At 28.5% G+C, this 21,432-nt stretch carries 21 protein-coding genes; 5 read left to right on the plus strand and 16 right to left on the minus strand.

The window, feature by feature from the left end; translation table 11 throughout:
• The first annotated feature begins 1 nt into the window (after window position 1).
• The 3 genes from tsf to ABXG81_RS05030 all read left to right on the plus strand — a co-directional run bounded on the left by tsf (window position 2) and on the right by ABXG81_RS05030 (window position 3,740).
• Window positions 2–670, plus strand: a complete 669-nt coding sequence (tsf, locus tag ABXG81_RS05020) for a translation elongation factor Ts (RefSeq protein ID WP_117521664.1) — start codon at window positions 2–4, stop codon at window positions 668–670.
• 284 nt (window positions 671–954) lie between these two features.
• Window positions 955–2,496 (plus strand): ribonuclease Y, encoded by a 1,542-nt coding sequence (gene rny, locus ABXG81_RS05025; protein ID WP_117521663.1) that lies wholly within the window; start codon window positions 955–957, stop codon window positions 2,494–2,496.
• 263 nt (window positions 2,497–2,759) lie between these two features.
• Window positions 2,760–3,740 (plus strand): tyrosine recombinase XerC, encoded by a 981-nt coding sequence (locus ABXG81_RS05030; protein ID WP_353528428.1) that lies wholly within the window; start codon window positions 2,760–2,762, stop codon window positions 3,738–3,740.
• Window positions 3,741–3,752: 12 nt separating this feature from the next.
• On the opposite strand, the gene ABXG81_RS05035 is transcribed toward ABXG81_RS05030, so the two are convergent.
• The 6 genes from ABXG81_RS05035 to dut all read right to left on the minus strand — a co-directional run bounded on the left by ABXG81_RS05035 (window position 3,753) and on the right by dut (window position 11,392).
• Window positions 3,753–5,030, minus strand: a complete 1,278-nt coding sequence (locus ABXG81_RS05035; protein WP_209813993.1) for a methionine gamma-lyase family protein — start codon at window positions 5,028–5,030, stop codon at window positions 3,753–3,755.
• Window positions 5,020–5,967, minus strand: coding sequence for a tRNA (adenosine(37)-N6)-dimethylallyltransferase MiaA (gene miaA / locus ABXG81_RS05040; RefSeq protein ID WP_353528430.1), 948 nt, complete (start codon window positions 5,965–5,967; stop codon window positions 5,020–5,022). The genes ABXG81_RS05035 and miaA overlap by 11 nt, the downstream gene beginning before the upstream one ends.
• The gene (mutL, locus tag ABXG81_RS05045) at window positions 5,957–7,744 is read right to left on the minus strand and encodes a DNA mismatch repair endonuclease MutL (RefSeq protein WP_181965125.1); all 1,788 of its coding nucleotides are present in this window, start codon (window positions 7,742–7,744) and stop codon (window positions 5,957–5,959) included. Before mutL ends, miaA begins: the two co-directional genes overlap by 11 nt.
• The gene (mutS, locus tag ABXG81_RS05050) at window positions 7,744–10,353 is read right to left on the minus strand and encodes a DNA mismatch repair protein MutS (RefSeq protein WP_353528432.1); all 2,610 of its coding nucleotides are present in this window, start codon (window positions 10,351–10,353) and stop codon (window positions 7,744–7,746) included. The genes mutL and mutS overlap by 1 nt, the downstream gene beginning before the upstream one ends.
• Window positions 10,354–10,424: 71 nt before the next feature.
• Window positions 10,425–10,961 carry an oxidoreductase gene (locus ABXG81_RS05055; protein WP_209813988.1) on the minus strand — a complete coding sequence of 179 codons (537 nt, stop codon included), beginning with the start codon at window positions 10,959–10,961 and terminating at the stop codon, window positions 10,425–10,427.
• Window positions 10,961–11,392, minus strand: coding sequence for a dUTP diphosphatase (gene dut, locus ABXG81_RS05060; protein ID WP_117521656.1), 432 nt, complete (start codon window positions 11,390–11,392; stop codon window positions 10,961–10,963). The genes ABXG81_RS05055 and dut overlap by 1 nt, the downstream gene beginning before the upstream one ends.
• Window positions 11,393–11,477: 85 nt before the next feature.
• Between dut and pepT the strand changes: the two genes are divergently transcribed.
• Window positions 11,478–12,698 carry a peptidase T gene (gene pepT / locus ABXG81_RS05065; RefSeq protein WP_353528434.1) on the plus strand — a complete coding sequence of 407 codons (1,221 nt, stop codon included), beginning with the start codon at window positions 11,478–11,480 and terminating at the stop codon, window positions 12,696–12,698.
• 57 nt (window positions 12,699–12,755) lie between these two features.
• Entirely contained in the window at window positions 12,756–13,025 is a 270-nt protein-coding gene (locus tag ABXG81_RS05070) for an elastin-binding protein EbpS (protein WP_117521654.1), read from the plus strand.
• A 99-nt stretch (window positions 13,026–13,124) separates the two neighbouring features.
• Here ABXG81_RS05070 and ABXG81_RS05075 read toward each other — a convergent pair whose 3' ends face one another.
• The 10 genes from ABXG81_RS05075 to ABXG81_RS05120 form a co-directional block, all read right to left on the minus strand.
• Window positions 13,125–13,409 (minus strand): hypothetical protein, encoded by a 285-nt coding sequence (locus ABXG81_RS05075; protein ID WP_117521653.1) that lies wholly within the window; start codon window positions 13,407–13,409, stop codon window positions 13,125–13,127.
• 114 nt (window positions 13,410–13,523) lie between these two features.
• On the minus strand, window positions 13,524–14,756 hold the full coding sequence (locus ABXG81_RS05080; RefSeq protein WP_117521652.1) for a U32 family peptidase: 1,233 nt from the start codon (window positions 14,754–14,756) through the stop codon (window positions 13,524–13,526).
• A complete protein-coding gene (locus ABXG81_RS05085; RefSeq protein ID WP_209813986.1) occupies window positions 14,756–15,385 on the minus strand; it encodes an O-methyltransferase in 630 nt (209 codons plus the stop codon). Before ABXG81_RS05085 ends, ABXG81_RS05080 begins: the two co-directional genes overlap by 1 nt.
• On the minus strand, window positions 15,357–17,051 hold the full coding sequence (locus ABXG81_RS05090; RefSeq protein WP_117521650.1) for a ribonuclease J: 1,695 nt from the start codon (window positions 17,049–17,051) through the stop codon (window positions 15,357–15,359). Before ABXG81_RS05090 ends, ABXG81_RS05085 begins: the two co-directional genes overlap by 29 nt.
• 2 nt (window positions 17,052–17,053) lie before the next feature.
• On the minus strand, window positions 17,054–17,491 hold the full coding sequence (locus ABXG81_RS05095; RefSeq protein ID WP_316122106.1) for a Fur family transcriptional regulator: 438 nt from the start codon (window positions 17,489–17,491) through the stop codon (window positions 17,054–17,056).
• Window positions 17,481–17,723: a DUF1292 domain-containing protein gene (locus tag ABXG81_RS05100; RefSeq protein ID WP_209813985.1), complete on the minus strand. Its 243-nt coding sequence runs from the start codon at window positions 17,721–17,723 to the stop codon at window positions 17,481–17,483. Before ABXG81_RS05100 ends, ABXG81_RS05095 begins: the two co-directional genes overlap by 11 nt.
• Window positions 17,716–18,135, minus strand: a complete 420-nt coding sequence (gene ruvX, locus ABXG81_RS05105) for a Holliday junction resolvase RuvX (protein WP_117521647.1) — start codon at window positions 18,133–18,135, stop codon at window positions 17,716–17,718. The genes ABXG81_RS05100 and ruvX overlap by 8 nt, the downstream gene beginning before the upstream one ends.
• Complete coding sequence (locus tag ABXG81_RS05110; RefSeq protein ID WP_117521645.1) at window positions 18,128–18,391, minus strand: IreB family regulatory phosphoprotein; 264 nt, start codon at window positions 18,389–18,391, stop codon at window positions 18,128–18,130. Before ABXG81_RS05110 ends, ruvX begins: the two co-directional genes overlap by 8 nt.
• An 11-nt stretch (window positions 18,392–18,402) precedes the next feature.
• Window positions 18,403–21,018, minus strand: coding sequence for an alanine--tRNA ligase (gene alaS, locus ABXG81_RS05115; RefSeq protein ID WP_353528438.1), 2,616 nt, complete (start codon window positions 21,016–21,018; stop codon window positions 18,403–18,405).
• Window positions 21,019–21,429, minus strand: coding sequence for an Rrf2 family transcriptional regulator (locus ABXG81_RS05120; RefSeq protein ID WP_117521641.1), 411 nt, complete (start codon window positions 21,427–21,429; stop codon window positions 21,019–21,021).
• Window positions 21,430–21,432: the final 3 nt, after the last annotated feature.

The following is a 21,432-nucleotide window of genomic DNA, read 5'->3' on the forward strand; positions in this document are numbered from 1 at the left end:
GATGGCAGTAAGTGCAAGTTTAGTTAAAGAATTAAGAGAAATGACAGGCGCTGGAATGATGGACTGTAAAAAAGCATTAGAAGAAACTAATGCTGATATTGACGCAGCTGTTAAACTTTTAAAAGAAAAAGGACAAGCTACTTTAGACAAAAAAGCTGGTAGAATAGCAGCTGAGGGTGTAATTGGTTCATATATTCACAATAATAAAATTGGTGTGATCGTAGAAATTAATACTGAAACTGACTTTTCAGCAAACACGGATACTGTAAAAGACTTTGCACGTGATATTGCCATGCATATTGCAGCTGCAAATCCTCTTTATATCTCTGAAGAAGATGCAGATGAAAATGATATAGCACAACAAAGAGAAATTCTTGTAAATCAAGCAATTAACGAAGCTTCTGATAATATGCCAGAAGATAAGAAAAAAATGATTGCTGAAAAAAAAGTTGAGGGTAGACTTAAAAAATACTTATCAGAAGTATGCTTATTAGATCAACCATACATTAAAAATCCTGATCAAACAGTAGAATCATATCTAAGAGATACAGCTAATAATGTTGGAGAAAATATAAAAATTAGAAGATTCGCTAGATTTGAAGTTGGTGAAGGAATCGAGAAAAAAGAAGAGGATTTCGCTGCAGAAGTAGCTTCACAAATGAATGCTTAATTAAATAAATTTTATTTATAACCACCTATATTTTTAATAATGTAGGTGGTATTTTCAATCAAAACTACCAGCCAAACTGGTAGTTTGTACAGCGCCTATAAGGGTCTGCATAGCAATTGTTTTTTTGTTTCACTCACATTCGTTCATTCAAATCACTTAAGATAAGAGGACTTTATCTATATAAAGTCCTTTTTTCTTAAGTATCTTTCGTATAAAACTCAATTTATGGTATAATTATAAAGGAATGTAAATTCCAAGTAAAATTTCATAGGAGGTGATAATAAATGGATAATCCAGTTTTTATAATCGTTACTGTCGCCTTCGTATTGTTAGCTTTTATTTTAGGCTTCATTTATCAAAAAAAATCTAGTGAAAAAAAGATAGGCTCAGCAGATGAACTAAGTCGTCAAATCATTGAAGATGCTAATAGGCAAGCAGAAACACTAAGACGTGAAAGTCTTGTTGAAGCAAAGGATGAAATCTCCCAATTAAGATTAGAAAATGATAAGAAGTTAAACAAAAGAGGCGAAGAACTTGATAAAAAAGAATCTCGCCTATTTAAAAAAGAAGAAAGTCTTGACAATAGAGCTTTATTGATTGACAAAAAGGCTGATCAAATCTCTAGTGATCAGAAGAGGTTAAAACAAAAAGAAGACAGCATTGATAAACTGATTGAACAAAAACAATTAGAATTACAAAGAATTGCAGGCCTTACCAATAGTGAAGCTAAAGAAATTATCTTAGAAAACGTTAAAAAAGATACCATCCATGAATCAGCCAAACTTATAAAAGAAGCTGAAGAGAAAGTAAAATCTGAAAGTAAAAAAATAGCTACTGAGATTCTTGCTACAACAATACAAAGATATGCAGCAGATCAAGTAGCAGAAAATACTGTATCAGTGGTTACTTTGCCAAATGATGAAATGAAAGGTCGAATTATCGGTCGTGAAGGTAGAAATATAAGAGCCTTTGAGCAGTTAGCTGGTGTTGATCTTATTATCGATGATACTCCAGAAGCAGTTGTAATATCATCATTTGAACCTGTGAGACGTGAAATTGCGAAAATAGCTCTCGAAAGATTAATTCAGGATGGACGTATCAATCCTTCTAGAATAGAAGAAACTTTGCAAAAGTCTGAAGAAGAAATTGAACAAAGAATGATTGAAGATGGTGAAATATCCACTGAAGCAGCAGGTGTTCATAACTTACATCCTCAACTAGTAAAATTAGTTGGTAAGATGAAATATAGAACAAGTTATGGACAAAATATTATGAAACATTCAGTGGAGGTGGCTAATATTGCTGGAATGCTAGCTGAAGAAATTGGCGCGGATGCACAAATAGCTAGACGTGGGGGACTTTTGCATGACATAGGTAAAGCTATAGATCATGAATTAGAAGGCACACATGTCGAATTGGGAATTGATGTAGCTACAAGATATGGTGAGAATAAATATGTTGTAAATGCTATACAATCTCATCACGGTGAGGTAGAGCCGAATTGTATAGAGTCAATTCTTGTACAGACTGCAGATGCAATATCTGCTGCTAGACCTGGAGCAAGGCGTGAAAGCTTAGAAAATTATATTAAAAGGCTTGAAAGTCTTGAAGCTATAGCTAATTCCTATGATGGAATAGAAAAATCATTTGCCCTTCAAGCAGGTCGTGAGTTAAGGATAATGGTCAAACCAGATAAGATATCTGACGATGAAATGATTGTAGTTGCTAGAGAGATTGCAAAAAGAGTCGAAGATGAATTAGAATATCCTGGTGAAATTAAAGTTAACGTACTAAGAGAATCAAATGCAATTGAATATGCAAGATAATTTATTATTCATAATGACAATCTAAAATAAAACTGCCTTTGAGGGCAGTTTTTTAATTAGATTAAAATAATTTAATGAAATTTAAGATTTATAGTTATAGGGAAGAGAAAAACAATACAAATATCCCTATAAATTATTGCACAAAATAATAATTTTGTGCAATAATTGTATAAAAAAATAATAGAGGTACAATAAGATTATATTATAAATGAATTAGATATTTTCTTATATAATAATAAATTTTAAGGAGTTTTATATTTTTTATGACTAGACCTATTGTACTTGTAGATTATCTAAATTATTTAAAGTCTATTCGCGGTCTATCTTTAATGACTATTAAGGAATACTCTTATGACTTAGAAGTTTTTTTTGAATATCAAATTATAAGAAAAATATATTACGGAGATAGATCATCTTATGAAAAAGATTTTAAAGACTCAGATATAAACAAAATAATAAATCCTGATTTTTTAGGAGATTTAAATATTACTGATTTTTACTCTTATCTTTCTTATTTAGATAATGAAAAGAATGATAATCCTACTACAAGATCTCGTAAAATTTCAGCTTTAAAGTCATTTTATAATTACTTATATCAAGAAATTGAAGTGATTGATAAAAATATTACTATTAAGCTCAAAAATCCCAAAATTAGCAAAAGACAACCTGTATATCTCACATTAGATGAAACTGAAAGACTACTTTATGTAATAAATGCAGAGAAAAATGACTTCTTGAGAGCTCGTGATTTAGCTATAGTTTTTACGTTTTTAACTACAGGTATGAGATTATCTGAGCTAGTTAGTATTAATGTAAACGATATAGAAAATGATCATTTTTCAATAGTTGGTAAGGGTAATAAGGAAAGAACTATCTATCTTACTGACAATGCTTTAAGATTAATTCATCATTATTTAAAAGTAAGAAACGATTATTTAGGAGATAAATATGTAAATGCCTTATTTGTTTCAACTAGAAAAAAACGTATTAGTAATCGCACAGTTCAGGCCACTATAGAAAAATATTTAGAAAAAGCAGGATTTGATACATCTATATATTCTACTCATAAGTTAAGACATACAGCAGCTACATTAATGTATAAATATGGTAATGTAGATATAAGGGCTTTAAAAGATATATTAGGACATACTAGCATTTCCACTACTCAAATATACACCCATCTTGAAGATGAAGACTTAAAAAAAGCAATAAATAAAAACCCATTGTCTGATATGGAGATATAAGAACAAGGGTACTTATATGTATCCTTGTTTTTTAAAACGGCTTAAAACGAGTTTTAAGGCAAGCTTTCCATGATAATAATTAAGTCCACCTTGCAAGTAAGCTATATATGGTTCTCTTAAAGGACCATCAGCCGAAAGTTCTGATGTAGAACCTTCTACAAAACCACCTGCAGCCATAATTACAGGATCTTCATATCCTGGCATTGGAAAAGGTTCTGGCACTAAGTTAGAATCTACAGTTGAAGCTTCTTGTATAGCTTTGCAAAAAGTTATAACTTTATCAGGATCTTTAAATTTTATAGCTTGAACCACATCACTTTGAGGTTCATCAATTTTAGGAACAACTTCATAACCTAAATCATTAAAAACTCTGCCAAAAAGCATTCCAACTTTTATAGCTTCTTTTACTATTTGTGGTGCAAAATATAAGCCTTGTAAAACGGATCTGCTTGTACCAAAACTTAAGCCTTCATCTTTGCCAATACCTGGAGCGGTTAGTGTATTAGAACAATATTCGATTAAATCAGATTTTCCACAAATATAACCACCTGTTATAGCGATTCCGCCACCTAGATTTTTGATTAAAGAACCAGCAAGTATATCTGCTCCAATTTCAATAGGTTCTTTATATTCTGTAAACTCTCCGTAGCAATTATCTATAAATATAATTGTATCTGGATTTATAGTTTTTATTTCCTCAATTGCTTTTTTTATTTCTTCAATTGTAAAAGCACGTCTTTGCGTATATCCAGTTGATCTTTGAATCAAAGCTAACTTTGTATTAGAATCAACTACTTTAGAGATATTTTTATAATCTATCTTATTATTATCATCAAGAGATAATTTTTTGTACTTGATACCTTTTGATAATAAATTTCCTTTTTTGTCTCCAGCTATACCGATAACTTGTTGCATTGTATCATATGGATCATCAGTTATTGCAACCATTTGATCTCCATTATTTAATAATGCGAATAAGACTAATGAAAGCGCATGAGTACCTGCAACTATACTAGGCCTTACAAGAGCATCTTCAGCTTTGAATATATCAGCAAAAATTTTTTCAACTTTTTCACGACCAATATCAGCATAACCATAACCAGTTGCAGTTATAAAATCTTGTGTATTTAAATTATTTTTGTTAAAAGATTTTAAAACTTTAAGCTGATTGTATTCAGCTATAGCTTCAAGATTCTCAAAATCTTTTGTTAGCTTTTTCTCTTTATCTATTATTAAATTATCAAATGACTCATCGATTTTATAATGAGTGTATATTTCATTAAAATTCATAAACATCCTTAATTATACTTATTATTATATCATTAGCATCATCTTTATTTAAATTATCCATCATAATTTCATGGGTAAAATTATATAATTTATATCTTTTCATCCAGGTTATTTGCCTTTTTGCATAATGTCTGGTATTCTTTTGAATCAAATCTATAAGTTCATCTATATCAATCTCTTTATCAAAATAAGGAAACAGTTCTTTATATCCTATAGCTGCCATAGATTGAGAATCTTTAGTAAGTTTATATTTTTTAATTACACTAACAAATTCATTTATAAGTCCAGCATCTAACATTTTTATTACACGATTGTTAATATTTTCATAAAGTTTGCTTCTGTCTTCATAATTTAAGAAAAATAAAATTGGATCTATAGTATTATTTAAAACTCTCTCACCTTTTCTAAGTTCTGAAGGTTTTTTGCCTGTCATCTCATATATTTCTAAAGCTCTAATTATTCTTTGGGACTCATTTTCATGATATTTATCTGCTGTTTTTGGATCTAGTTCTTTTAATTTATTATATAAAAATGAGTTACCCTTTAAATCAGATATATCTTGTAACTTTTTTCTTATTTTGGGATCTTTTGGTGTATTCCCATAATTCATTTCAAATAATAAAGAGTCTATATAAAATCCTGTTCCACCAGTAAGTATTGGTATATTTCCATTATTATTTATGTCGTGTACTATTGGCTTTACTAAACTAGAAAAATCTTCCACTGTAAAATTTTCATTAGGATTAATAATATCAATCATATGATGCTTAATACCTCTGAAATCAGATTCCTTATTAGTGCCAATATCCATGTCTTTATAGATCTGTTGACTATCACAGGAAATAACTTCTCCATTAAAAGTTTTTGCAACTTTGATAGCTATAGCACTTTTGCCACTAGCTGTGGGTCCTGTAATTATTATTAATTTATCTTTCAAAAAAATTCTCCAAACTATCTTTATTTAAAACTAACAAAGTTAACTTACCATCATTGGTTTTATAAGGATTATCAAGTTTAAATAATTCGTTTAATAAATTGATAGATTCATCTTTATTTATATTATGACCTTTTCTAAAAATATTACTTCTAATAAACTTTCCAATATTCTTATAAAAAATTTCATTTTTATTTTTAAAATCTATATCTAAAATATCGTAAAAAAAGCTTTCACTTTCTGGAATATCAAATATTTGAGGAATAGATCTAATGATTATTTGAGATTCTCCAATTTGATCAATATCAAAACCTAAATCCATTATGGATTCTTTTTTATTATCAAATTTATCTTTATCATTTGCTTTTAAATTTATTATAATAGGCTCTAAGAGAATTTGACTACTAACACTCTTGTTAGACATATTTTTTATGAATTCATTATATTTTATAGCCTCATCAGCACGTCTATGATCTAAAACAATTATTTCATCTTCAGATTTTTTAAATAAAGAATACTTTCCAAAAATACTTGTTAAATATAAATAAGAAAATTTGCCTTCTAATAAGCTTTTTTGTTGATCTGATTTAATTTTAGTATAATCGTTATTATTAAAACTTTGTTCATTACTAGAAATTATTTTTTTATCTTCATTAAAAAAATCATCGTTTTCATATAATTTAGCATCTTCTTTTACAATATTAAAAGATTTATATGAATCTAATAGATTTTGATAGTTACTTAAATCTGGTATTTGTTTATTTTCTATCTTTTTATTGGTAATTTCGGCTGGATTATTTTCTTTAATTAAACTTTTATATATGCTTGTAGATAGTAAACTAATCAAGTCATCTTCATAGTTAAATTTTATAGTTTTTTTATTAGGATGAACATTTACATCTAAATTTTTAGGATTAGTATTTACAAATAAAAAGAATGCAGGAAATCTACCATTAGGTATATAAGATCTATATTCTTTTTCTATATTGTTAGTTATTATATTACTATCTATTAATCTATTATTTATAAATAAGTGTTGTAAAGATCTACTTCCTCTATAATAATTAGGACTTGATATGAACCCATCAATATTATATATATCATTATTAGCAGAAATTTTAATAAGTTTATCTTTTAAATTAGGATCTAAAAGATTTGGAATTTTAGTCTCCAAATCTTCACTCCCATGACTTATAAACTCTACTCTTCCATTCTTAATGTATTTAAAAGATATATCATTGTAGCCTATTGCTAATGAATATATAAGCTTAGATATAGCATTTGTTTCAGCAATATCAGATTTGAGAAACTTTTTCCTTACTGGTAAGTTATTAAATAAATCTTTTACTATGATGCTTGTTCCAGTATTTGTTGCTATGGAAGATTCTTTATATTTATTATTTTTAAATTCTAATTTTTTGCCTATTTCCTCTTCTTTGGTTTTAGATATAGCCACTAAGTCGCTTACACTTGCTATACTTGATAAGGCTTCTCCTCTAAATCCTAAAGAACATATATCATATAAATCATTAAAGTTACCAATTTTAGATGTTGCATGTTTTTCAAATGCTAATATCATGTCAGCCTTATCTATACCAGTCCCATCATCTGTAACTCTAATAAAAGTTTTGCCCCCATTTTTTATTTCAACAACTATATTTTTGGAATTAGCATCTATAGAGTTTTCCACAAGTTCTTTTACTACTGAAACAGGTGCTTCTATAACTTCACCTGCTGCAATCTGTTCTATTGTATAGGTATCTAGCTTTACAATAGCCATTATAACTCTCCTATACTTTCTATAAGTTTATTTAACTTATTTATTGCTTCTATAGGAGTTAGCTCATTAATATTTATATTATTAGCTTCTGATTTTAAATTTTTATATTTATTTTCATTTATTTCATATATAGTAGATTTAATATCAGAATCTTTATTAAGATTAATACCAACTTCAGAGTTAAGATTATTCATAAATTTTTGAGCATTATCAGTAATTTCTTCTGGTAAACCACTTAATTTAGCTACATCTATTCCATAACTCCTGCTTGATCTACCTTCTTTAATTTTTCTTAAAAATACTAAATTATTATTCTCTTTTAATATTTCCATTTTTAAGTTTTTAACATTGTTAAGCTCATCTTCAAGAATGGTTAACTCATGAAAATGTGTAGCAAATACTGTCTTAAATTTCTCTTTCTTTGAAATATAATCTACTAAAGCCATAGCAATGCTCAAACCATCATCCGAAGACGTTCCTCTGCCAACTTCGTCAAGTATGACAAAAGAATTATTTGTAGCATTTTTTAAAATATTAGAAACTTCATTCATTTCTAACATAAAAGTAGATTCACCCTTAGAGATATTATCACTTGCACCAATCCTAGTAAAAACTTTATCACATATACCTATTTCAGCATAGCTTGCTGGTACAAAAGACCCCATTTGAGCCATAATAATTATTATGGCCATTTGTCTCATATAAGTAGACTTGCCAGCCATGTTAGGTCCTGTTATTATTTGAATGATATTATCGTCTTCACCTATATTAGTGTCATTTGCTATAAACTCATTCTCGTTAAGTTTTTTTTCAATTACTGGATGTCTACCATTTTTAATATTAATCATATTTTCATTATTTATTATTGGTCTTACATAGTTATTGGTTAGCGCTACTTGTGAAAGTGTGTTTAGAGCGTCAATATTAGCTATCATCTTTGCTAAAGACTGTAATTTTAAAGTTTGATCAAGTATTTGATTCCTAATATCATTAAAAATCTCATATTCTAAATCATTGACCTTATCTTTTCCACCTATAATAAGATTTGAAAGATTTTCTAAAGTTTCGGTTGTATATCTTTCCTGATTTTTAAGAGTTTGTTTTCTTATATAAGAATTAGGTACCTTATCTAGATTAGATTTAGTTATTTCTATTGAGTATCCATTATTTTTATTATAAACTATTTTATAGTTTTTAATTCCTGTAGTCTCTCGCTCTTGAATCTCATAATTAGTCAACTTTTCTAGGGCATTTTTAGAATCAGATTTTAACTTATCTAAATTATCATTAAAGTTCTCTTTAATGATCCCGCCATCTGTTATAGATATAGGCGGATCATCAACAATTGCTTTATCTAAAAGCTCATATAATTCATCCATTTCTGGTAAGTTTAATCCTAGGTTTTTAATATTACTATCATTAATATCAGATAGATATTTTTTGAGATTTGGCATATTCTTAAGAGAGTTTTTTAAAGAAATAAAATCTCTTGCATTTGCTCTTTTATATGAAATCTTTCCTAATAGTCTTTCTAAATCGTAAACATCTGAGAGATAATTTGATACATTTTGAGAATCAATTGTATTATCTTTAAAATAATCCACTATATCTAATCTGCGATTGATTTTTTCTATATCAATTAATGGTCTTTCCAACCACTCATTAATTATCCTAGAACCCATAACAGTATCGGCTTGGTCAAGAATTTTAAGTACTGTATCCTCTTTACTATTATTGTTTAAGTTCCTATGAAGTTCTAGATTTTTTCTAGTGTTTGCTTCCAATTCTAGATAATTGGATATTTCAAGAACTTCTATATTATTTATATGATTAAGTTTAGCGTCGTAAAATTTATAAATATAATCTAATAAATTTGCTAAGGATACAAGAGACAACCTTTTGTCTGAAACTTTTTCTAAATTCTCATCTCCTAAGTACTCTATAATAGTTTTTATTCTTTTATCATATTCCCTATCATCTTCTATATAATTAATAAATATATCATTATTTATGTTTAAATATTTTTTTATTTCCGTTAATTTAAGATCATTGTTAATTATAATTTCGGAAGGATTTATCTTCTCTATTTGATCTATAGCTTGTTTAGCTATTAAGTCGTTAGAACCCTTGATTTCAATCGTATATAAAGCCCCTGTAGATATATCACAATAAGAAATACCTAATCCATAATTATTTTGAAAAATGGATAATAGATAATTATTCTCTCTTGTATCTAGCGATTCCATATCAGTTATAGTACCAGGTGTAACAACTCGAGTTATTGCACGTTTTACTAATCCCTTTGCTTTCCTAGGATCTTCTACTTGATCACATAAAGCAACCTTGTATCCTTTTTTTACAAGCTTGTTAACATAATTATCTATAACATGATGAGGAACACCACACATAGGAGCTTTTTTATCATGTCCGCATTCTTTTCCAGTAAGGGTAAGACCTATAACTTTACTAGTTATTATAGCATCGTCAAAAAAGCTTTCATAAAAATCCCCAACTCTATATAATAAAAGAGAATCTTTAAAATTATCTTTTACATCAACATAGTGTTTTAGCATTGGAGTTAATTTCTCATAAGTAAAGTTTTCTTTCATTTGTCTATCCTCATTTCTATATAATATTATACCATAAAAAAATACTCACATATTTGTGAGTATTTATGGAATTACTGTATATCAATTACTTTTACATTCTTTATCCAATTATTAGAATCATCTAAACTTGTATCAATAATAGCCATCTTACCATAATTTTCCCCTAATTCATATATTGGTGTACCGTCTATTTTATATACTAAGTAAACTCTATCAGGCTCTAAAGCTGCAGACATAGATAACTTTTCTAAATTTCCTTCACTATCTTCTAAAACTAAATAAGCTCTATCTTTTAAATTTATATCTTGATTTCCTATAATTTTTTCTATAGGAACACCATCAATATTTACTTTCTCTAATCCATTATTATAATAAACTACTTTATTTTCAGATCCTTTTTTTCTAATCTCTTTTAATGTCATAGAATCTATCTGATCACCATTTGACTTTAAAATAAGTATTTCATGATCGTACTTAGAAAGATCTCTTTCTTTAGAATAGTTTCTTATACTAAAGGATAATATAAAAATAGCGGCAATAGCTACTAATGATATTATCAATCTATATTTATTTCTTTTTAGTCTCTTCTTTACTTTCTTTTTTGCCATTATTTGCCAGTGGAACCAAATCCGCCTTCACCCCTATCCGTATCATCTAAACTATCAACAACTTCTATTTCAAATTGTTTATAGGGTTGGACTATTAATTGAGCTATTCTATCACCATTTTCTATTGTTTGTTCTTCTTCTCCATAATTATAAAGATAAATCATTATCTCTCCCCTATAGTCAGAATCAATTATTCCAACAGTATTAGCTAACATTATTTTTTTCTTAACTCCTGTTGAAGATCTTGGATAGATCGCTCCAAAATAACCTTCTGGAATCTGGACTTTAATCCCTGTATCTATTTTAACTGTTTTTTTAGGTTCAATTACTATATCCTTATCAGTTTTACAATGTAAATCTAGTCCAGCTGCTCCCTTAGTTTGATATGCTGGTAAATTATCCTTATATACAATTTTTAATTTCTCATTCATTTAATCACCTTTTCTAAAGATTAATATACCAATTTTTGTGTAAAATTACAAAGAAAGTATAGTAAATTTAAGAAAAGAGGTAACAATGGAAAAGGTAATAGAAAGATTCTTAAAATATATAAGTTATGATACAAAAAGTGATCCCCAAAATGGCGAAAAAGAAAAACCCTCTAGTAAAGGCCAATGGGATTTAGCTAAAGCACTAAAAAGCGAATTAGAAAAATTAGGACTTGATGCGAGTATAAATGATGAATGTTTTGTATTTTCTGAAATAAAATCTAATACAGATAAAAAACTCCCTACAGTTGGATTTATTGCACATATGGATACTTCGCCTGAAATGGATGGAAAAATTGAAAATCCACAAATTATCGATTATAAAGGTGGAGATATTAAACTAAATGATAAAAGATCGATTGCAGTTAATGATTTCCCAGTATTAAAAGACTTAGTAGGACTAACTTTAATCACTACTCGTGGCGAAACTTTACTTGGAGCTGATGATAAGGCAGGTATTGCTGCTATTATGAATATGGCAGAATACTTTATAAATAATCCTAAAATTGAACATGGAGATATTAAAATAGCTTTCACACCAGATGAAGAAATTGGTACAGGTGCTGATACTTTTGATATAGAATATTTCGATGCAGATTTCGCTTATACAATTGACGGAGGCTATTTAGGCGAACTAGAATATGAAACTTTTAATGCTGCATCAGCCAAAGTTAATATAAATGGAAAATCAGTACATCCAGGTTCAGCAAAAGACACTATGGTAAATTCTACATCAGTGGCATTTGAATTTGATAGATTATTAGGTGAATTTAAACGTCCAGAACATACAGAATGCTACGATGGTTTTTATCATTTAGTTTCCATTGAAGGTGATATAGAAAATACAAAAATGGAATATATAATTAGAGATCATGACAGAGATAAATTTGAATCAATGAAAAAACAAGTTATATTAAACAAAGAATATCTTAATAATAAATATGGGGATATAGTATCAGTAAATATAAAAGATAGCTATTATAATATGGGTGAAATATTAAAAGATAAACCAGAAATTATAGATTATGCAAAAGAAGCTATGGAAAATCTTGGTATTAAAGTTATAACTAGTCCAGTACGTGGAGGCACTGATGGATCTAAGCTTTCATTTATGGGACTGCCTTGTCCTAATATATTTGCTGGAGGTTTAAACTTCCACGGAGTTTATGAGATTCTTCCAGTTGAGTTTTTGATTAAATCTTCAGAAACAATTATAGAAATTGTTAAAGTTATTGCAAAAAATAGTTAGTAGTATTATAATTGATATAGAAGTTAAAGCAATACATACTAAGAAAGGGAGTAAATAATGTCAGATAAAAATAAACATCAAGTAATTGATCCTAGCACAGGAGAAGTAAAAGATTCATCACAATATCACGGTAATGAAGAACTAGATAAAAGTAGTCGTGAAAGCAATGATACTAAAGGTGGAGATGATCTAGATAAAAAATACTCTTCAGATCAAGAGCATCTAAAAACTGAAGTGGATGAAGCAGATCAAATTTCAAATGTTGGTGTTGAGGCAAGAAGAACTCGCGAAGATGATTTGTCAGAAAATCCATCAAGAGATAAATAATTAATACTAATAAAATTATAAAAATTTTATTCTAATTTCAATATAAATAAGCTTTAACAAAAAAATCAGAGGTAATTATAATAACCTCTGATTTTTTATTTAATTATTATCAGAATCTTCAGATGGATTTTCTGATATTTCATCAACTCTAGTTCTTCTTCCTTCAGCACTTGGTGCTGATACTTGTCCAGCTTCATCAATAGTTGTATTCCTATATTCAGTGTCAGTAGTGAATTTTACATCTGGATCATCCCCACCATTAGTTTCTTTGTTATTTTTTACATTTTTCTCTAAATTCTTATCCCCTTCAAATTGGCTAGCCTCTGATTCTTTTCCTGTTTGTGGATCAATTATTGTATCTTTTTCTTTTTTATTTTCTGTCATATTATTAACTCCTTTTTATTTTATCAACTTAACTACTTAAATTTATACCCAGATTATAGACTTACTACACATGAACAAGATTTTATAATTGATTATAAATAAATTATTTAAAATTTATCCTTCAATGACTTTTCTAAGCATATCTCCAGCTTCAAGTGGAAGATTTATGGTCATTGATATTTTTTCTTTAGGTCTATTTGCTACTTCTAGTTCTTCACCCTTATTATTTCTCATATTATCAATTTTATAATTATAATAATCTTTATAATTTCCAAAAATTTCTATTTCATCGCCTAAAAAGAATCTATTTCTTTGTTCGATAATAGCTTCTTTAGTTTTTGAATTATATTCTAATACGACTCCTATAAAATCATATTTCCTAATATATGAAGAATTTTCATAGATTTGAGTATTGCTATCTGGTTTATTATAAAAGAAAGCTTTAGTATAATGTCTATGACTAGCTTTTTCTAATTCATTAAAGTATTTTTGAACAATTTCTTTATTGTAGTTCCCATCATAATAAGCATCTATAACTTGTCTATAAGATCTTACAACTGTTGCTACATAAAAAGCAGTTTTCATTCTTCCTTCTATTTTGAAACTATCTATTCCTGCTTCTATTAACTTATCTAATTCATCTATTAGACATAAATCTTTAGAGTTCATTATATAAGTGCCAGACCCGTCTTCTTCAATTGGATAATATTCACCTGGTCTATTTTCTTCTTGTATTGAGTATTTCCACCTACAAGCTTGGGCACAGTCCCCTCTATTTGCATCACGTCCTGTCATATAGTTACTTAATAAGCATCTTCCAGAATAAGAAATGCACATAGCTCCATGCACAAAAACTTCTATTTCTAAATCTTTAGGAGTATTTTTCCTTACCTCAATAATTTCTTCTAATGACAATTCACGAGCTAAGATTACTCTTTTTGCCCCCATCTTATACCAAAAGTTGACTGTATCTGTATTAGTTACAGACGCTTGAGTAGAAATATGTAAATCTATATTAGTTAGTTCTTTAGCTTTCATAAATATACCAGGATCAGATATAATTAATGCATCTACCCCTATCTCATTTAAAAACTTTAAATAATCTTCTATTCCATCCAAGTCATTATCATGAGGTACAATATTCATAGTTATATGAATTCTTACACCATTTTTATGTGCATATTCTACAGCATCAATCATAGCTTGATGATCGAAGTTTTTGGCATTTGCACGAAGACCAAAACTATCTCCAGCCATAAATACAGCATTAGCTCCAAATTTTACTGCTGCTTTTAATCTTTCCATATCTCCAGCGGGGGCTAGTAATTCTACTTTTTTATCTGTCATCATTTCTCCTTATAACTTAATGTTAATCCATCACCTATTGGAATTATAGTTGTAAAAAAATCTTCTCTATCCATGACATAGGCAAGATAATTTCTTAATCTTTTTACTATAGTTATCATTCTACGATCTATTAGATCATCATTTGTAACCATGCCTTTAAATAATACATTGTCAGCTACTATTATCCCATTTTCATTTAAAAGTTCAGCTGAGCGTTTAAAGTAATATTCGTAATGCGCTTTGTTTGCATCAATAAAAACAAAATCAAAGCCTTGATTTATATCATTCAAGGCTTTTTGTGCATCATCATTTATTAAATTTATATTTGTATTATATTTTTTGAAATTATTACGAGCAATATCAGCTATTTCACTGTCTAATTCTATGGTTGTAATATTTGCATTTGTATATTTCTCAAATACTAGAGATGAATATCCTATAGCAGCTCCTATTTCAAGTATAGATTTGGGCTGTTTAATTTTAAGTATTGTTTTGATAAACTCCTTAGTTTCAACATTCATAATAGGAACATTATTATTTAAAGCATACTCTCTTAGATCTAAAAAGTCGCTATCTTCAATAATATCTGATAAATATTGACTAGTATGAGGATAATTTATATATTTCATTATTTTCCACTTCAGATATTACTGGAAGAATCATCGGATCACGACCAAGTTCATTGTATAAATATGATTTTAAATCTTCTCTAATTTGATATTTTATTTGGCTAATAGCTCTAATTTCTTCTTTTTGACATTTTTCGAATGATCTAATTACAACTTCTTTAGCATTTTCTATAATATCTTGGTTTTCTTTTACATAAACAAAGCCACGGGATACTATCTCAGGACCTGCAAGTAATGTTTGAGTATTTCTATCAAAAGTTATAGAAACTACCATTAAACCATCTTCTGATAAGTGTTTCCTATCTTTAAGCACAATATTACCCACATCGCCAATTCCAGATCCATCTACTAAAACATTTCCAGCTTGTACTTTCCCATTCTTAGTAGCAGATTTTTTAGTAAATTCAACTACATCTCCATTCTCTAATATAAATATATTTTCTTTCTTCATTCCCATATCTATAGCAAGATTTTCATGTGTTTGTAACTGTCTAGCTTCACCATGAGCAGGTAAAAGATATTTTGGTGTAGTTAATTGATACATTAGTTTTATTTCTTCTTGACAGGCGTGACCTGATGCATGGACTTTAGCTAATGAAGAATATATTATATTACAACCAATTTTAGTAAGTTTATTTATCGTATTATTTATAGCTATTTCGTTACCTGGTATTGCAGATGATGAAAGGATAACTGTATCAGATTCATTTAAGCTAATTTGCTTATGTTCTCTATTGGCCATACGAGTAAGAGCTGATAGAGGTTCTCCCTGAGTTCCTGTAGATAGAACTACTACTTCATCATCTGCATAATTCTTGACATTTTTCATATCTATAAGTGTATTTGTCTTAACATGAAGATAACCAAGTTCACTAGCTATTCTTACGTTATTTATCATTGATCTACCAGATAAAGCTACTTTTCTATTATATTTTTCTGCAGCATAGATAACTTGTTGAACTCTATGAAGATTTGATGCAAATGTAGCTACAATAATTCTGCCTGAAACTTGTCCAAATATTTTTATAAAAGTATCACCAACATCTTTTTCGCTTACAGAATGTCCAGGTCTTTCCACATTTGTACTATCTGCAAATAATGCTAATAAACCTCTCTTACCAAGTTCTGCTATTCTTTGAACATCAGTTGGATCACCATCGATTGGTGTAAAATCCATTTTAAAGTCTCCAGTGAATAATATGGTACCTACTGGACTTTTTACAGCAATAGAACATGAATCAGGAATAGAGTGGCTTACTCTTATAAATTCCATGCTAAGTTCGCCAACTTTTACCTTATTATTCACATTAACCATTTTAATCTTATTCGGATTAAGGCCGTGTTCTTTAAATTTATTTTCTAAAAGTCCTTTAGTTAGTTTTGAACAGTAAACATTAGTATCCACATTCTTTAAAAAATAAGGAATAGCACCGATATGGTCTTCATGGCCATGAGTCACAAATATTCCGCCTAGTTTATTTTTATTTTCTTCTACATAAGTAAAATCAGGTATTACTATATCTACGCCTAACATTTCTTCATCTGGAAATGTTAGACCACAATCTATCATAACCATATCGTTACCATATTCAACTACAGTACAATTTTTACCTATTTCTTGTAAACCACCTAAAGGTATTACTCTTAGTTTCTTTTCTTTTGACATTTTTACTCCTTTTTATCTTGACAATCGGAGCAAATTCCATAAATTCTTAATGAATAATATTTTAAATCAAAACCGTAATTTTTTTTTAATGAATTAGCTAATTCATTATTTGATAGGCATTTATCTTCCATGATTTTCCCGCAATTAGTACATATAATATGATCGTGATGATCATTTACAGGATCTATTAACTCGTAAGTATAAGCTTGATCTGTAAATTCTTGTTTATTTACAATACCAAGTTCTTCAAAAATATTTAAAGTTCTATAAATTGTAGCTATACCAACTTGCTTATGATCTTCATGTACTTTTGAAAAAAGCTCTTCTGGTGTTACATGTTTTGGCGAGCTATCCTTTAATACATTAAAAATTATTTCTCTTTGCTTAGTAAATTTTTGATTATTTTTCTCAAAAATTTTTCTAATTTCATTAGTTTCCATTGCTTTCTTCTCTCATTTCTTCATATAATTTAATGATCTCATCAAGTTCATCTTGATTTTCAATAGATTTAAATTCTATTTCATCATCTTTATTAATGATTTCCATAATGAGGATTAATTCATCATCATCTTCTTGTAAAGCACAGAAATTCCTGTCATCTACTCCGAAAGTATCTATTATATTAAATTCAACTTCATTGTTATTTTCATTATATAAAATAATACTATCCATTTTTTCTCCTATCTAGATAGGTTTGTAGAATAAAGCTAGCAGCTATCTTATCTATATGTTCTTTTCTATTTTCTCGTCTAACTTTCATATCTATAAGAACTTTTTCTGATTGGATAGTTGTCATTCTCTCGTCTTCATAGATAATTTCTTTATCAGTTTGCTTTTTTAATAGGTCAACAAAACTCATCACTTTCATAGATTGAGGACCTATAGAATTATTCATATTTTTAGGTAGCCCTACTACAATTGTTTCTACATCTTCCCTATCTATTATTTCTACTAACTTAGCTATATCTAAGCTAGCCTTTTTTCTTTTTATAGTTTCTAATGGATGTGCCATCAAAAACATAGGGTCGCTTAATGCAACCCCAATTGTTTTATCTCCAACATCCAAACCCATTATTCTAGTCATTGATGTAACTATTCAATAATTCTTCTAAAATTTCATCACGGTCAACAGCTCTTATTAATTTACGAGCTCCATTATGAGCTGTAATGTAGGTTGGATCTCCTGAAAGAAGATATCCAACAATTTGGCCGGATGGTTTATAGCCTTTTTCATCAAGCGCATTATAAACTGTAGTCAAAATTTCTCTTATATCCTTTTCTTCTTCTCTTTCAGGTTTAAAGAGCATAGTCTCATTAAATTTGTTATCCTTATCAGTCATTATAATCCCCTTTAAATGATTTCAAATGCTTTTTCTAAAGCACTATCTAATTTAGAAATATCCTTTCCTCCAGCTTGAGCAAAGTTTCTTCTTCCTCCACCATTACCGCCAGTAATTTGACTTATTTCTCTTACTATATTTCCTGCATTATATTTATCGGTCAAATTATCATCTACTGATACAGTAAATACAATTTTTTCGTCTGATACACTAGCAAATACAATAATAAGATTATCATATGAGTTCTTTAATCTATTTTCATAATCACGCAATTCACCTATACTAGTATTTTTAAATTTATAAACCACTGAGTTGTGATCATCTTTTTTTACTATATTGGATTCCAAATCCTTATAAATATCTTTGATTGATGAAGACCTTAGTCTTTTTATTTCTTCTTTTTGATTTTGAATTTCTTCTTCTAAAGATTCAATTCTTTGCTTAATTTGATTAGGTCTAGTATTTAGAAATTGGGCAGTATCATCAATTATATTTTTTTGATTTACTAATAAATCGTAAACTTTTTTTCCTGTTACAGCTTCTATTCTACGTACACCTGCCGAAACTGAAGATTCTGAAATAATCTTAAACATAAGTATATTAGAAGAATTATTAACGTGACAACCTCCACATAATTCTTTAGAATATTCCCCTATAGAAACTACTCTAACATTATCTTTGTACTTATCTTCAAATAATCCTATTGCTCCTATTTCTTGAGATTCTTTAAATGAAACAATATTTTTTCTAACTGGAAGTTCTTCTCTTATTTTTTCGTTTATTATATCTTCAATTTCTCTTTTTTGTTCTTTTGTTAAAGCTTCATTATAAGTAAAATCAAATCTTAATTTATCTTCATCTACCAAAGATCCAGCTTGTTTTACTGTATCTTTTAAAACATCTCTTAGAGCTTGATCTAATAAATGAGTTGCTGAGTGATTTCTTGTTATATCAAGTCTTCTATTTCGATCTACTTTAAATAAATACTCATTATTTAATTGTAAGCTACCTTCTATAACTTCTACATAATGAAAATATATATCATTTTTCTTTTGGACATCTGTGACACAGGCTTTTGTATTTTCTGATAAAATATAACCTGTATCGGCAACTTGTCCGCCCCCTTGGGCATAAAATGAAGTCTTATCACTAACTATTATACCCTTATCAGAAGCATCTATCGATTTTTTATTTTCACTATCATCAAATATACTGATGATTTTTGCTTTAACTTCTAAATCATCATATCCAACAAATTCTGTAGGACTTATACCATCAGTAACTATATTATCTAATGACCAACCAGAATCTTTCTTACGAGCATTACGAGCTAATTCTCTTTGATTTTCCATTTCTTCATTAAACTTATTTATGTCTACATCAAAGTTTTCTTCATTGAGTATTTCTTTAGTTAAATCTAAAGGAAAACCATAGGTATCATATAACTTAAATGCCTCGCTACCACTTAATTCTTTTTCACCATTTTCTTTCATTTCATCAATTAATGAATTAAGTCTATCTAGACCTTGATCTATAGTATTTTGGAATCTTTCTTCTTCATCAACTATAGCATTTATTATATTTTCCTTATTAAAAACTAATTCTTCATATTCTGACTTATAAGTATCAATTACTTTTTCAACTATTTGTGATAAAAATTCACCTTTTATTCCTAGTAGTTTTCCATGTCTATATGCTCTTCTTATAAGTCTTCTTAGTACGTAACCACGTTTTTCGTTTGAAGGTATGATACCATCAGATATAAGGAAAGTCATGGCTTTAGCATGATCAGCAATAACTCTAATTGAAATATCAGTCTTCGGATTATTTTTATATTTAACTCCAGAAACTTTCTCTATTTCTGAAATTATATCTTGCATTACATCAATTTCAAAGATATTGTCTTTATTTTGTACAACCATAGCTATTCTTTCAAGTCCCATACCTGTATCTATATTAGGATGAGCTAGTGGAGTATAATTATTTTCCTTATCCTTGTTAAACTGAGTAAATACTAGATTCCATACTTCAAGGAATCTATCTGAATCATCATTTCCAGGTTGATTATCATTTTCATCTATAGCTCGAGATTGACCACGATCTACAAATATTTCGGAACAAGGACCACAAGGACCAACTTCAAGCTCCCAAAAATTATCTTCTTTACCCTGCTTTAAAATTCTATCTGTACTAAGTCCAACTTGTTCATGCCAAATATTATAAGCTTCATCATCTTCATGAAATACTGTTACCCATATATCTTCTTTATCTATCTGAAGTCTATCAGTTAGGAATTCGTAAGCCCAAGTAATAGCTTCTTTTTTAAAATAATCACCAAACGAAAAGTTACCTAACATTTCAAAGTAGGTTCCATGTCTTTCTGTCTTGCCTACTCTTTCAATATCACCAGTTCTTACGCATCTTTGTGAAGATGTAGCCCTATTATTTTTAATCTTTTTCTCACCTATAAAATATTTTTTTAAAGGTGCCATTCCAGCATTAATTAATAATAAAGATTCATCATCTTGTGGAATAAGAGGAAAAGATTTTAAAATAGTGTGATTCTTTTCGTTACCAAAAAAATCAATATATGATTTTCTAAGCTCATTCATTCCTAAATTTTTCATTTATTCTCCTATACTATCTTGATTTATTATTTCATCTATTGTTATAGAATCTATAGTGTCATTTATTGCTTCATCTAATTTACTAAATGCAAAGTATGCATTACATTTATCATCACAGTGACTGCCATCTTCAAGACATCCACTTTTACCTATATCTCCTTCAAGTACTCTTAGTACCTCACCTACTGTTATTTGACCTATATTTTTTACCAACTTATACCCACCTTTTGGGCCTCTAGCAGACTTTACAATATTTTCTTTTTTTAGGAGTCTAATAAGTTGTTCTAAATAATTTTCAGATAAGTTTAGATTAGTTGAAATTTCAGATACAGATATATATCCTTTATCTTCATTCTCAGCTAAATAACAAATGGCTCTTAAACCATATTTACTCCTTGTTGATAATTTCATTAA

This window comes from Anaerococcus nagyae (assembly GCF_040364225.1).
In the GTDB taxonomy this organism is placed as follows: Bacteria; Bacillota; Clostridia; order Tissierellales; family Peptoniphilaceae; genus Anaerococcus; species Anaerococcus nagyae.

Coding starts and splice junctions, on each gene's coding strand:
- ABXG81_RS05095 (WP_316122106.1), bottom strand. CDS start 17,491: ATGGAAACTAATGAAATTAGAAAAATTTTTGAGAAAAATAATCAAAAA.
- ABXG81_RS05110 (WP_117521645.1), bottom strand. CDS start 18,391: ATGACTGATAAGGATAACAAATTTAATGAGACTATGCTCTTTAAACCT.
- ruvX (WP_117521647.1), bottom strand. CDS start 18,135: ATGACTAGAATAATGGGTTTGGATGTTGGAGATAAAACAATTGGGGTT.
- ABXG81_RS05030 (WP_353528428.1), top strand. CDS start 2,760: ATGACTAGACCTATTGTACTTGTAGATTATCTAAATTATTTAAAGTCT.
- ABXG81_RS05070 (WP_117521654.1), top strand. CDS start 12,756: ATGTCAGATAAAAATAAACATCAAGTAATTGATCCTAGCACAGGAGAA.
- alaS (WP_353528438.1), bottom strand. CDS start 21,018: ATGAAAAATTTAGGAATGAATGAGCTTAGAAAATCATATATTGATTTT.
- dut (WP_117521656.1), bottom strand. CDS start 11,392: ATGAATGAGAAATTAAAAATTGTATATAAGGATAATTTACCAGCATAT.
- ABXG81_RS05100 (WP_209813985.1), bottom strand. CDS start 17,723: ATGGATAGTATTATTTTATATAATGAAAATAACAATGAAGTTGAATTT.
- mutL (WP_181965125.1), bottom strand. CDS start 7,744: ATGGCTATTGTAAAGCTAGATACCTATACAATAGAACAGATTGCAGCA.
- mutS (WP_353528432.1), bottom strand. CDS start 10,353: ATGAAAGAAAACTTTACTTATGAGAAATTAACTCCAATGCTAAAACAC.
- ABXG81_RS05055 (WP_209813988.1), bottom strand. CDS start 10,961: ATGGCAAAAAAGAAAGTAAAGAAGAGACTAAAAAGAAATAAATATAGA.
- ABXG81_RS05075 (WP_117521653.1), bottom strand. CDS start 13,409: ATGACAGAAAATAAAAAAGAAAAAGATACAATAATTGATCCACAAACA.
- ABXG81_RS05090 (WP_117521650.1), bottom strand. CDS start 17,051: ATGTCAAAAGAAAAGAAACTAAGAGTAATACCTTTAGGTGGTTTACAA.
- ABXG81_RS05035 (WP_209813993.1), bottom strand. CDS start 5,030: ATGAATTTTAATGAAATATACACTCATTATAAAATCGATGAGTCATTT.
- rny (WP_117521663.1), top strand. CDS start 955: ATGGATAATCCAGTTTTTATAATCGTTACTGTCGCCTTCGTATTGTTA.
- ABXG81_RS05085 (WP_209813986.1), bottom strand. CDS start 15,385: ATGAAATATATAAATTATCCTCATACTAGTCAATATTTATCAGATATT.
- ABXG81_RS05080 (WP_117521652.1), bottom strand. CDS start 14,756: ATGACAGATAAAAAAGTAGAATTACTAGCCCCCGCTGGAGATATGGAA.
- ABXG81_RS05120 (WP_117521641.1), bottom strand. CDS start 21,429: ATGAAATTATCAACAAGGAGTAAATATGGTTTAAGAGCCATTTGTTAT.
- pepT (WP_353528434.1), top strand. CDS start 11,478: ATGGAAAAGGTAATAGAAAGATTCTTAAAATATATAAGTTATGATACA.
- tsf (WP_117521664.1), top strand. CDS start 2: ATGGCAGTAAGTGCAAGTTTAGTTAAAGAATTAAGAGAAATGACAGGC.